This is a genomic window from Nonomuraea antri (genome assembly GCF_013283785.1).
GTDB classification, from domain to species: domain Bacteria; phylum Actinomycetota; class Actinomycetes; order Streptosporangiales; family Streptosporangiaceae; genus Nonomuraea; species Nonomuraea antri.
Window position 1 is genome coordinate 1 of record NZ_JABCPZ010000278.1, and the last position, 13074, is coordinate 13074.

The 13074-nt window shown below is 73.4% G+C and carries 8 protein-coding genes and 1 pseudogene; 7 read left to right on the forward strand and 2 right to left on the reverse strand.

The features are described from left to right. Positions 1-1385 (forward strand): MFS transporter (locus HII36_RS48125; RefSeq protein ID WP_173530097.1); only part of this gene is annotated, 1385 nt, incomplete at its 5' end. A 68-nt stretch (positions 1386-1453) separates the two neighbouring features. On the opposite strand, the gene HII36_RS48130 is transcribed toward HII36_RS48125, so the two are convergent. Further along, positions 1454-2638: an ROK family transcriptional regulator gene (locus tag HII36_RS48130; protein WP_173530098.1), complete on the reverse strand. Its 1185-nt coding sequence runs from the start codon at positions 2636-2638 to the stop codon at positions 1454-1456. A gap of 141 nt (positions 2639-2779) precedes the next feature. Between HII36_RS48130 and zwf the strand changes: the two genes are divergently transcribed. The 6 genes and pseudogenes from zwf (at position 2780) to HII36_RS48160 (ending at position 11777) form a co-directional block, all read left to right on the forward strand. Continuing rightward, positions 2780-4252 (forward strand): glucose-6-phosphate dehydrogenase, encoded by a 1473-nt coding sequence (gene zwf / locus HII36_RS48135; RefSeq protein ID WP_173530099.1) that lies wholly within the window; start codon positions 2780-2782, stop codon positions 4250-4252. A gap of 1 nt (position 4253) precedes the next feature. Beyond that, a complete protein-coding gene (edd, locus tag HII36_RS48140) occupies positions 4254-6197 on the forward strand; it encodes a phosphogluconate dehydratase (RefSeq protein ID WP_173530100.1) in 1944 nt (647 codons plus the stop codon). Beyond that, positions 6194-7180 carry a glucokinase gene (glk, locus tag HII36_RS48145; protein WP_173530101.1) on the forward strand — a complete coding sequence of 329 codons (987 nt, stop codon included), beginning with the start codon at positions 6194-6196 and terminating at the stop codon, positions 7178-7180. Before edd ends, glk begins: the two co-directional genes overlap by 4 nt. Before the next feature lie 22 nt (positions 7181-7202). Beyond that, a pseudogene (gene eda, locus HII36_RS48150) lies at positions 7203-7817 on the forward strand (bifunctional 4-hydroxy-2-oxoglutarate aldolase/2-dehydro-3-deoxy-phosphogluconate aldolase); the annotation flags it as partial. A 19-nt stretch (positions 7818-7836) separates the two neighbouring features. Further along, on the forward strand, positions 7837-8607 hold the full coding sequence (locus tag HII36_RS48155) for a hypothetical protein (protein ID WP_173530103.1): 771 nt from the start codon (positions 7837-7839) through the stop codon (positions 8605-8607). 98 nt (positions 8608-8705) lie between these two features. Further along, positions 8706-11777, forward strand: coding sequence for a CARDB domain-containing protein (locus HII36_RS48160; protein WP_173530104.1), 3072 nt, complete (start codon positions 8706-8708; stop codon positions 11775-11777). A gap of 52 nt (positions 11778-11829) precedes the next feature. Here HII36_RS48160 and HII36_RS48165 read toward each other — a convergent pair. Then, positions 11830-13074 (reverse strand): aminopeptidase (locus HII36_RS48165; RefSeq protein ID WP_236004766.1); only part of this gene is annotated, 1245 nt, incomplete at its 5' end.

The window sequence follows — 13074 nt, forward strand, 5'->3', positions numbered from 1 at the left end:
CACCCCCTCCCGCGGAGCAGCGGCCGTACCGGTGGCGGTGGCCCGCGCTGGCGGTGATCCTCGCCGGGTCGGTGATGGAACTGCTCGACGCCACCGTCACCAACGTGGCCGGCCCCACCATGCGGGCCGACCTGGGCGGCGGCACCGCGATGATCCAGTGGCTGGGCGCGGCCTACACGCTGGCCATGACCGCGGGCCTGCTCACCGGCGGCCGGCTGGGCGACATCGTCGGGCGCAAGCGCATGTTCCTCATCGGCGTCATCGGGTTCACGATCGGCTCGCTGCTGTGCGCGCTGGCCTTCTCGCCCGAGACGATCATCGCGGCCCGCGTTGTGCAGGGCCTGTTCGGCGCGGCGATGATCCCGCAGGGGATCGGGCTGATGAAGGAGATGTTCCCGCCCAGGGAGCTGCAGGCGGCGATGGGCCTGTTCGGGCCGGTCATGGGGTTGTCCGCGATCGGCGGCCCGATCCTGGCCGGGGCGCTGACCAGCACGGACTGGCGGCTGATCTTCCTGATCAACCTGCCGATCGGGCTGGGCGCGGCGCTGGCCGCCGTCCGGTTCCTGCCCGCCTCGTCCCGGCCGGTCGCGGGGGTCAGGCTCGACCTGCCGGGCGCGGCGCTGGCCAGCGCGGGGACCGTCCTGATCGTCTTCCCGCTGGTGCAGGGCGGCGAGCACGGCTGGCCGGCGTGGGCGTTCGCGATGATGGCCGCCTCGGCCACGGTGTTCGCGATCTTCGTCGGGTACGAGAAGCGCAGGGCAGCGCGCGGCGGCGACCCGCTGGTGGCGCCGAGCCTGTTCGCCAAGCCCGCGTTCGTCTCCGGCCTGGTCACCGGGACCGTCTACTTCGCGGCCTTCGCCGGGTTCCTGTTCGCGGTCGGCCTGTACACGCAGCTCGGCCTGGGCTATTCGCCGCTGAAGTCGGCGCTGACCGGCGTGCCCTCCTCGATCGGCATGATCGCCGGGATGGGCGTGGCGCAGGCCGCGCGGCGGCACGGGCGCAGGGTGCTGCTGGCCGGCGCGATCGTCATGGCGGCCGGGGTGCTCGGGCTGATCGCGGTCGCCGGGCCGGAGGTCTCGCCCTGGCAGCTCGCCCCGGCGCTGGCGGTGGCCGGGCTGGGCAGCGGGCTGGTCATGAGCCCGTACTTCGGGATCGTGCTGGCGGCGGTCGAGCCGGGCGAGACGGGCTCGGCCTCGGGCACGCTGACCGCGCTGCAGCAGGTGGGCGGCGCGCTGGGGCTGGCGATCCTGGGCACGGTGTACTTCGGCACCGGCAGCGTCCAGGTGACGCTGGGGGTGGCGGCCGCGATGATCGCGCTCACCTTCGCGGCCGGGCTGTTCCTGCCCAGGCACGCCCGCGAGGACGACTCGCCCCAGGGGCACTGAACCCTCGACGCGGAGACGGGACCGGCCGGGCGGCCGGTCCCGTTTCGCGTGGGGCCGTGACGCGCGGGTCAGCGGGCCGGGCGGACGGCCATGCTCTCGTCGACGGCGTCCGGCGACAGCACGTGGTCGAGCACCATCACCGCGCACCCGCTGATGCCCGCGCCCGCGCCGAGCCTGCTGGGCTCGATGCGCAGCCGCCGGGTGGCCAGCGCGGTGGAGCGCCGGTAGACGACCTCGCGGATGCTGGAGACCAGCGGGCCGAACGCCTCGGCCACGTCGCCGCCGAGCACCACCACCGACGGGTTGAGTATGTTGACCGCCCCGGCCAGCACCTCGCCGATGCGGCGACCGGCCTCGCGCACCATGGCCATGGTCTCGGCGTCCCCGGCTCGGACCAGGGCGGTCACGTCCGCGATGGTCTTGACGTCTTTGCCGGCCGCGCGCAGGTCGCGCAGCAGCGCGGTGCCGCTGGCCACGGTGTCGACGCAGTCGGTGTTGCCGCAGCGGCACAGGATGCCGTCGCCGTCGAGGACCGGGATGTGGCCGATCTCCCCCGCCGCGCCGAGCGCGCCGCGCAGGATGCCGCCGCCGGCGATGACGCCCGCGCCGATGCGGGTGGAGACCTTGACGAACATCAGGTCGTCGAGGTCGGGGTAGGCGCCCCGGTGCTCGCCGATGGCCAGCACGTTCACGTCGTTGTCGACCAGGACGGGCACCGGGAAGCGGTCCCTGATGATCGGCGGGATCACCACGCCGGTCCAGGACGCCATCACCCTGGCGCTCTCGGTGCGGCCCTGGGCGAACTCCACGGTGGCCGGCACGCCCATGCCGACGCCCCTGATGGACGAACGCGGCCGGTCGCCGAGCAGTTCGTCCCAGGTGTCCATGAGCAGCGGCAGCACCACGTCGGGGCCCTGCTCGACGTCGATGGCGAAGCTGCGGCCCGCCAGCTCACGGCCGGCCAGGTCGCAGACGCCCACGCGGGTGCGGCTCGCGCCGAGCGCGGCCACCAGCACCACGCCGCCCCCGGCGTTGAACTCCAGCCGGACCGGGGGCCGCCCGCCGGTGGACGGCGCGTCGTCGCGCTCCACGACGAGGCCGCGTTCCAGCAGTTCGCCGACACGCAGTTGCACCGCGGGGCGGGACAGGCCGGTGACCCGGCCGAGGTCCGCCCGCGTCACGGCCTCACCGGTGCGGATGAGGCGCAGCACCTCGCCACTGGTGGCGAGGGTCGCGGCGGTACGTCGAGGCATCGGCTAAGTGAACCACACAGGCTTCCGTAATGAGAAGTCACGACTTTTTCATCTCGAATGCCAAAACTCCGCTTGTGCACGACCCAAACTCTCGTTAGTGTCCGTTCTGTCCTTGGTTGGTAGATCATCGGAGCTCTCGCCGTGTCCCCCCTCTCGTCTTCGACCGTTGCCTACGCCGCCGATCTCGTCGTCTTCGGCGGCACCGGCGACCTGTCCATGCGCAAGCTGATCCCGGCGCTGTACCACAGCGACAGGGACGGGCGCCTCTCCCCGGAGACGCGCATCATCGCCATGTCCAGGGGCGGCCTGACCGACGCCGACTTCCGCGGCAAGGTGGACGCCGAGGTACGCGACCAGGTCCCGGTCGACGACCCCGCCATGTGGCAGCGTTTCCTCGGCCGGTTGCACCACGTGTCGGTGGACGTCGGCGGCTCCGACAAGTCCGGCTGGGCCGCGCTGACCGCGTTGCTGGCCGGGCACGAGCAGCGTGACCGGGTGTTCTACCTGGCCAGCCCGCCGATGACGTTCGGTCCCTTCTGCCGCGAGCTGGACGAGGCCGGCCTGGTGACGCCGCGCTCGCGCGTGGTGCTGGAGAAGCCGCTCGGCCGCGACCTGGTCAGCGCCCAGCGGATCAACGACGAGGTCGGCGCCATCTTCGACGAGCGCCAGATCTTCCGCATCGACCACTACCTGGGCAAGGAGACCGTCCAGAACCTGCTGGTGCTGCGCTTCGCCAACGCGTTCCTGGAGCCGATCTGGAACTCGCTGTGGATCGACCACGTGCAGATCACCGCGGCCGAGACCGTCGGCACGCCGGGCCGGCGCGGCTACTACGACCACGCCGGCGCGCTGCGCGACATGGTGCAGAACCACCTGCTGCAGCTGCTCACGCTGACCGCGATGGAGCCGCCGGCCCGCAACGACCGCGAGTCCATCCGCGACGAGAAGGTCAAGGTGCTGCAGTCGCTGCGGCCGATCGTGGGCACCGAGGTGGACAGGTTCACCGTGCGCGGCCAGTACACCGCGGCCGACGGCATGCCCTCCTACCTGGACGAGCCCGGCTCCACGCCGCCCACCGAGGCGTCCAAGCGGGTCGAGACGTTCACCGCGATCCGCGCCGAGATCAAGAACTGGCGCTGGGCCGGCGTGCCGTTCTACCTGCGTACCGGCAAGCGCATGCCGCGCCGGGTCTCGGAGATCGTGGTGCAGTTCAAGGACGTGCCGCACTCCATCTTCCCCGGCGGCACCCCGAACCGGCTGGTGCTGCGGCTGCAGCCGGAAGAGGGCATCGAGCTGCACATCATGGCCAAGGAGCCGGGTGCGGGCGAGGTGACGCTCAAGCCGGTGCCGCTGTCGCTCAGCTTCGGCAAGACGTTCACCGCCCGGGTGCCCGAGGCGTACGAGCGGCTGCTGACGGACGTGCTGGCCGGCAACCCGACCCTGTTCATGCGCCGCGACGAGGTGGAGGCCGCCTGGCGCTGGATCGACCCGATCCTGGCCGCCTGGGAGTCGTCCGCCGACCTGCCCGAGTCCTACCCCGCGGGGAGCACCGGCCCGGCGGGCGCCCACGAACTGCTCGGCCGCAGCGGTCGCGCCTGGCACGAGGAGTCCTGACATGAACAGCGTCATCCAAGAGATCACCGACCGCATCGCCGAACGCAGCGCCGCCAGCCGCGGCGTCTACCTGGACCGGATCAGGCGCGACGGCGAAGCGGCCCGCGCCAAGGGCCCGGCCCGCGCCCACCTGGGCTGCGCGAACCTGGCGCACGGCTTCGCCGCCGCCCCGGCCGAGGACAAGCCGGCCCTGCGCGGTTCCGCCAAGCCCGGCGTGGCGATCGTGACCAGCTACAACGACATGCTGTCCGCGCACCAGCCGTACGAGACGTACCCGGCCGAGCTGAAGGCGGCCGTGCGGCGGGCCGGCGGCGTGGCCCAGGTGGCCGGTGGCGTGCCGGCCATGTGCGACGGCATCACCCAGGGCCGCGCCGGCATGGAGCTGTCGCTCTACAGCCGCGACGTCATCGCCATGTCCACCGCCATCGCGCTGTCGCACGACATGTTCGACGCGACGCTGCTGCTGGGCGTGTGCGACAAGATCGTGCCGGGGCTGTTCATCGGCGCGCTGCACTTCGGCCACCTGCCGGCGATCTTCGTCCCGGCCGGTCCGATGGCCTCCGGCCTGCCGAACAAGGTCAAGGCCCGGGCCCGCCAGCTGTTCGCCGAGGGCAAGGTGGGCCGCGAGGAGCTGCTGGACGCCGAGGCCAAGTCGTACCACTCGCCCGGCACCTGCACCTTCTACGGCACCGCCAACTCCAACCAGGCGCTGATGGAGGTCATGGGCCTGCACCTGCCGGGCTCGACGTTCGTCAACCCGCACACCGAGCTGCGCCACGCGCTCACCGAGGCGGCCGGGCGGCGCGCGGTGGAGATCACCGCGCACGGCGGCGAGTACACGCCGATCGGCGAGCTGGTCGACGAGAAGTCGATCGTGAACGCCTGCGTCGCGCTGCTGGCCACCGGCGGCTCCACCAACCACACGCTGCACCTGGTGGCCATGGCCGCCGCCGCGGGCATCGTGCTCACCTGGGACGACCTGGCCTGCCTGTCGGAGGTCGTGCCGTCCCTGACCAAGATCTACCCCAACGGCCAGGCGGACGTGAACCACTTCCGCGACGCCGGCGGCATGCAGGTGCTCATCGGCGACCTGCTCGACGCGGGCCTGCTGCACGCGGACGTGCTCACCGTGGCCGGCCGCGGCCTGGACCGCTACCGCGAGGCGCCCGCGCTGACGGACGGCGAGCTGGTGTGGTCGCCGGTCACCGGCGGCAGCGCCGACCTGGACGTGCTGCGCCCGGTCGCCGAGCCGTTCTCCGCCGACGGCGGCATCCACATGGTCGAGGGCAACCTGGGCCGCGCGGTCAGCAAGGTCTCGGCGGTCAAGCCGGAGCACCTGGTGATCGAGGCGCCGGCCAAGGTTTTCGACGACCAGCTCGACCTGCTGCGCGCGTTCGAGGCGGGCGAGCTGGACGGCCAGGACTTCGTGGCGGTCATCCGCTACCAGGGCCCGAGCGCGAACGGCATGCCCGAGCTGCACAAGCTCACCCCGCCGCTGGCCGTGCTGCTGGACCGCGGCCAGCGGGTGGCCATCGTCACCGACGGCCGTATGTCGGGCGCGTCGGGCAAGGTGCCCGCCGCCATCCACCTGTCGCCGGAGGCGGCCGACGGCGGGCCGATCGCGCTGGTCCGCGAGGGCGACGTGATCAGGCTCGACTCGGCCGCGGGCACGCTGGAGCTGCTGGTGCCCGCCGAGCAGCTGGCCACCCGCACGCCCGCCGGCCGGCCGCTGAGCGACGCCCAGTGGGTCGGGACGGGGCGTGAGCTGTTCGCCGCGTTCCGCCGCATGGCCGGGCACGCCGAGCAGGGCGCGGGCATCTTCGGCATCAGCGGCGCCGAGTCCGCGCAGCACGGCCCGGGCCTGGGCTTCCCGGCCGAGGCCGGGACCTCGCACCTGGAGACCGGCACCACGGTCGGCGCCCGCCAGCCGGAGCCCGCGCCGTGAGTGCCCAGGACGCCTTCGGCCTGCCCTGGCTGGTCGCCGACATCGGCGGCACCAACGCCAGGTTCGGGCTCGTCACCGCGCCGGACGCGCGGCCGTCGAAGGTCGCCGTCCTGGCCGGGGCCGACCATCCCGGCCTCCCCGAAGCCGTAGCCGCCTATCTCGCAGATCATGCGGGCGGAGTGCGACCGGGGGCGGCCTGCGTGGCCGTGGCCGGGCCGATCGACGGTGACAGGTACCGGCTGACCAACTCGGCGTGGTCGGGTTCCGTCAAGGACCTGGACGTGCCGTTCGCGGCGCTGCTGAACGACTTCGAGGCGCTCGCCGTCTCGCTGCCCCACCTGGACGAGCGCGACCTGGTGTCGCTGGGCGGCCCGGAACCCGGCCACGGCGTGAAGGCCGTGCTGGGCCCGGGCACCGGGCTCGGCGTGGGCGGCCTGGTGCCGACCGAACACGGCTGGACGCCCGTCCCCGGCGAGGGCGGGCACGTCACCGTCCCGGTGGTGGACGACAGGGAGCGGGAGATCGTCCTGGCGCTGCGGTCGCAGGGTCTCGGTCACGTGGTGGCCGAGCACGTGCTGTCCGGGCCCGGGCTGGTGCGCCTGTACCGGGCGCTGGCCCAGGTGAACGGCGTCGCCGCGGCCGAGCTGAGCTCGGCGGACGTCGTGGCGGGGCTCGACGCCGACCCGCTGTGCGCCGAGACCGTCGAGGTGTTCTGCGCGATGCTGGGCAGCTTCGCCGGCAACGTGGCGCTGACCCTGGGCGCGCGCGGCGGCGTCTATCTGGGCGGCGGGGTGCTGCCGCGTATCGTGGACCGGGTGCGCGCCAGTGAGTTCCGCGCCCGGTTCGCCGCCAACCCCGACATGGCCGGCTATCTGTCGGCCATCGCGACCACGCTGATCGTCGCGCCCCAGCCGGCGCTGACCGGCGCGGCCGCCTGGCTCGCCCAGCGCGCCGCGGCCGCCTCTTTGCCACCACGCCCCTGACCGGGCCGATGAGGAGAATCAACCCATGAGTTTGCTCGACCTCGCCCCAGTGATCCCCGTCGTGGTGATCAAGGACGTGGAGACGGCCGTGCCGCTGGCGCGGGCGCTCGTCGCCGGCGGCCTGCCGGTGATCGAGGTGACCCTGCGCACCCCGGCCGCGCTGGAGTCCATCGCCAGGATCGCGGCCGAGGTGCCCGGCGCGCGGATCGGCGCGGGCACGATCAGGACCGGCGCCGACGTCGCCGCCGCCGTCGCCGCCGGTTCGAAGTTCCTGGTCTCGCCGGGGACGACGCCCGCGCTGGCGGAGGCGCTGGAGTCGAGCGGGGTGCCGTACCTGCCCGGCGCGGCCACCGCGAGCGAGGTGATGGCGCTGGCCGAGCGCGGGCTCAGGGAGCTGAAGTTCTTCCCCGCCGAGGCGGCCGGCGGTGTGCCGTACCTGAAGTCGCTGGCCGGGCCGCTGCCCGACGTGCGCTTCTGCCCGACGGGCGGGATCAACCCCGAGACGGCCGGCGACTACCTGGCGCTGCCGAACGTGGGCTGCGTGGGCGGCAGCTGGCTCACCCCGGCCGACGCGCTGGCCACCGGGGACTGGGCCCGGGTGGAGAAGCTCGCCGCCGAGGCGGCCGCCCTCAGGTAAGGAAGGCTGAACCGGGACGATGGACCTGTTCCGCGACGACCCGATGGCCCGGCCGCTCACCTACCCTGGGCGGCTGCCCGGCACGTCCGGGGTCCTGGTCGGGGACCGTTTCGTCCCGCTGCGCCCGGTCGCGGGCGCGCCCCCGGAGCGGTGGCGGGCGGACCGCGAGCGGCTGGGTGACCTGCTGGGACGGCTGGGGCGGGCGCCGATGACGGCCCGTCATCCCGTCGTGGCCGTCGGGTCCAACGCCTCCCCCGCCCAGTTGCGCCGCAAGTACGCGGGCCGGCCGGCCGGGCCGGTGCTCCCGATGACGCTCGCCGTCGTGCCGGGCCTGGCGCCCGGTGTCTCGGCGCACGTCAGCCGCTGGGGTTACGTGCCGGCCGCGCCGATCGAGGCGCCAGGGGAGAGTTGGCGGCTGTTCGTGCTGTGGCCGGACGACGACGAGCTCGCCGCCCTGGACGCCACCGAGCCCAACTACCTGCGCCTGCCCCTGCCGTCCCGGTCCGGCCCGGTGACGGCGGAGTCCGGCGCGCCGCTGCCGCCGTGCTCGGTCTACGTCGGCAGGCACGGCTGCCTGGCCGGCGCCGACGGGCGGGCGCGGCGGCTGACCGGCCAGGCGGAGCTGATCCAGGCGCTCCTGGACGAGTCCCCCGCGCTGCGCGCCCTGTGCGGCGGCACCCCGGCCGACTTCCTCGCCGCCGTGCGCGAGACGGCGACGCGTGAGGCGGCCCGCGCGCTCTTCCGCGCCGAACGCCGCGCCCTGCCGCAACCCGGCCTCAACCCGGCCTGACCCGGGCCTCCTGAGCCCCCGAACCCCCGGGCGGGGCCGGAGTGAGTAGGTAGACGCTACTCAGGCGCTTCCCGGCGCGAGCCCCCACGCTGGGCGGCATGCGGCATCCACTCTTGGGCCGACTGGCTGTCATTCCGCTGGTCGCCCTGACCTTGATCGCCTTGACCACGGTGCTCGCCCAGCCCGCCGGCGCGGCCTCGGACGTCACCATCACGCTGACCGTCAACTGGGTCCAGCAACACGAGAATCCCGACGACGACGGCGGGGACGGAGACTACTTCCCCGAGATCAGGATCGGTGACGGCCCCGCCGACCCGGTCCAGCGCAAGGGCTACACCCAGGACGACGTCTTCGACCCCAGCAAGTTCCCCGACCCGTGGATCTTCACCCGCACCACCTCGGTGCCCGACGACAGGTTCACCGTGCCGGTGCTGATCCGCCTGTGGGACTACGACGACGGCACCAACGGCGGGGACGACCTGATGGACATCAGCCCGGCCAACCAGGACGTCGAGCTCAACCTCGAGTACGACCTCGGCACCAGGTCCTGGCGGGGCGCGCAGGACGGGATCACGCCCAACCAGAGCCGGATCACCGGCGACAACGACCCCAACCACCCCGACACCAACGACGGCGTCGCGGCGACGATCGGGATCGACATCTCGGTCGACCCGAAGACGCTGCCAGACACCGACGAGGACGGCATCTACGACGTGATCGAGCGGTTCGGCGTCCGCGACGCGTCCGGGGCGATGAAGTACGACCTGCGGGCGCTGGGCGCCAACCCCTGCCGCAAGAGCGTCGTGGTGACCATCGACTACATGTCGAGCCCGGCGGAGAACCACAAGCCCAAGCAGGAGGCGATCACGGAGGTCAGGAACGCCTTCAACGCCGCGCCCGTCGACCCGGTGCGGCCGTGCCGCTACGACGGCGTGCCCACCCCGGTCGGCGTCGACTTCGTCTACATCGAGGGCAACGCCATCGCCGAGCAGGCGACGATCGGGCTGGACGCCGACTTCAGGAGGTTCCGCGACGCCAACCTGAGCCCGCTGCTGCGCCCCTACGCGCACTACGCGATCTTCGCGCACGACCAGGCCGGCGCGGGCGCCTCCTCCGGCGTCTGCTGCGACGCCGACAAGGACTTCCTCGTCACGCTGGGTTCGTGGCGCACCCTGTGCGTGGCTCCCGGCCCGAACGGCGTCTCCGACACCGTGCGGCGCGGCGACGACACCCCGATCGGCAACGACCTCGACGTCGGCACCAACGGCGACTGCGAGAGCACCGCGGGCGGCGACGACGAGCAGTTCCTCCCGGTCGGGACGGGCCGCGCCGACGCGAGGGTGGGGACCGTGCGTGACCAGTCGGGCACGATCATGCACGAACTCGGGCACGCGCTGGGGCTCGCGCACGGCGGCGACACCCGCACCAACCGCAAGCCCAACTACCTGAGCGTGATGAACTACTCCTTCGACCCGGGCGGCGTCGCGATCGCCCCCGGCCGCAACCCCGCTCGCCGCCTCGACTACTCCCGCGAGGACCTCCCCGACCTGAACCGGACCATGCTCGTCGAGCAGGACGGCATCCGGGACGGGACGGACCACACCCGCTGGGTCGACCCGACCGGCACGGAGCAGTTCGGCCCCGGCACCGGGCCGCTCAACTGGAACTGGAACTTCACCCCGGCCGGCCGCGAGATCATCGACCCGCCGACCGTCAACGTGGACATCAACGCCGACGACGACGTCTGCGTGCTGCCAGGGCCCAACAACCGGCTCGACACCGCGGTGGACCCGGCCGACCGCCGGATCGGCGACACGATCCTGGACGGCCCCGACGGCATGTGCCAGAGCGTGCCCGCGCCGCCCGACGACACCGGCAGGGAGGTCGTGTTACGCGGCTACGACGACTGGGCCAACCTGCGCTACCAGGGCGCGGCCAGGACCGGGACGGGCACGGCGGCCTCGCCGTCCGGCCCCGAGATCGGCTTCCGCGAGGTCGCACGCGGCGAGCTGGCCCAGCGCAACTTCTACGAGCCCGACGTCACCGTGACCAAGACGGTCGACAAGGCGAGCGCGCTGCCCGGCGACACCCTCACCTACCAGGTGAAGACCGCCAACGTCGGCACGGGCCGGGCGGCCCAGGTGAAGCTCACCGACACCTTCCCCGACGGCACCACGACCACCCGCGAGCTGCCGGACCTGGCGCCGCAGGGCTCGCACACCGAGACGTTCACCCACCTGGTGCCGTGCACCACGGCCGACGGCGCCGAGCTCGTCAACCGGGCCGCGGCGACGGCCAGGAACCTGGCGAAGGAGGCGGAGACGAACACGGCGAACAACGCCGGCTCCGCCGCCACGACGGTGAAGGCGCCGAAGGTCACGCTCGCGGCCACCTCGACCCCGTCGGCGAACGCGGCCGAGGCCGTGACGACCGAGCTGAGGGCGGCCAACACCGGCGGCGCCAGCGCCACCGCCGTCAGGCTCACCTACACCCTGCCCGCGGGCGTGTACTACAGCACCGCTCTCGACCAGGGCCGCGGCCCGCGCCCGTCGAGCGTCGCCGGCCGCGTGCTCACCTGGGACCTCGGCTCGGTCGACGCGGGCGCGGTCGAGTCGGTGCAGTTCACCACCCGTTCCAGTCTGCTGACCGAGGGCGGGACCACGCTGACGGGACAGGCGGAGCTCGGCTACGCCAACGCCAACGGCTGCACCTACGAGCCCGCCACGGCCAGCGCCTCGTCCACGGTCACCGAGGCCGCGCCGAGCCGCAACCCGCGCATCTCGACGATCTGGGCGACCTTCCCGTCGATGCGGACCGCCGAGCTGCTCGCCCGGGTCCAGGCCACCGACACCCGTTTCGACACCGGCCCGTCCGACGGGCGGCTGACCCAGGAGGAGGTCTCCGACGCCTTCAGGCTTCCGCTGCTGCAGCCGCGCTCGTTGCGGGCCGAGCTGCTGACCACCTATCTCAACCTGGCCGACCGCCGCATCAACGCGGCGACGCACGTGCACACGCTGACCATCGAGCGGCTGGGGCTGCGGACCGTGGGCGACGGCGCCCGGCACGCGCAGGCCACGCTGCCGCTGCCGCCGCTGAGCAACGTGGTCGCCTTCACCGACGCCACGCTGGCGCTGGTGGAGATCAACTCGGGTCTGGCCGAACGCTACTGACCCGGTGACGGCGCCCGGCGGACGCGACCCGCGTCCGCCGGGCTTCCGCCTGTCAGAGCCGCCACTCGTCGTCGCGCAGCAGCTCGACGACCCGGCCGTCGCGGCAGGTCCCGGTGACCGTGACGTCGGGCCCGCCGACCATGAAGTCGATGTGCACCATGGACGCGTTCACCCCCGCCGCGTCCCACTCGCCGGCCGGCAGCGAACGCAGGTGCGCGGGCACGCCGGGCGGCAGCCCCGCGCCCCAGGCCAGGTGGCAGGTGGCGTTCTCGTCCAGCAGGGTCTCCAGGTAGGTGACGCCCGACCGGCCGACCGGCGAGGTGCCGTCGACCAGCGCCAGCTCACCGAGCCTGGCCGCGCCCGCGTCGATGGCCTGGTTGGTGCGCACGACGTCCGCGCCGCTGGTGGCCCTGACCTCGGTGACCACGCCGCCGGTGAAGGTCAGCTCCAGGTCGCGGATGAGGCTGCCGTTGAGCGCCAGCGGCCTGGTGGCGCGGACGGTGCCCTCGACCCGGCGGTAGTCGGGCGTGGTGAACACCTCCTCGGTGGGCAGGTTCGCCTGGAACTCGTGCCCCTTGACCGATTCCAGCCGCGCGGCCATCCAGTGCGCCCTGGGCAGCAGGCCGATGGTCAGGTCGGTGCCCGGGCCGTGGAGGCGGACGGCGTCCAGGTCCAGGCTCTTCAGCGCCTCGGCGCGGGCGAGCAGCTCGTCGATCCGCTCCCGCCAGGCGGCGACCGGGTCGGGACGGTCGAGGCGCAGCACGGGCCGCAGGCACTCCCACAGCCGGGCCTCGTCGGGCTCGCCGAAGATGGCGCGCGCCCATTCCGCGGTCGGGCACGGCACCATGACCCACCTGACCAGGTTGTTGAGCTGCATCCGCTGCCGCGAGGTGAGGTGCGGCATCCGGTCCAGCCCGGCCCGGACCGGGTCCTGCCCGTCCAGCAGGTCGGGCGCGGCGACGCCGCGCAGGTTGATCACGACGCCGCAGTGGCGGATCAGGTCCTCGTTGCGGGCGTCCAGCCAGGCGGGCACCTCGCCCAGCGACTCGCGCGGCGCGTGCGCGACGCGGGAGCGCTTGGCGTACGGGTCGAAGTACCAGACGTCGACGTAGCGGGCGCCGCGCGCGTAGGCGGCCTCGGCCAGGGCGCGGGCGAGCGGGGCGTGCTCGATCTCGCCGTTGATCAGCACCCGGTCGTCCGGGTGGATGGGCACGGCCACGTCGAGCACGACCTCGGCGTAACGGGCCAGGTCGGCGGCGGGGACGGTCATGACTGCCTCCTCTGGGTGGGCCGGGAC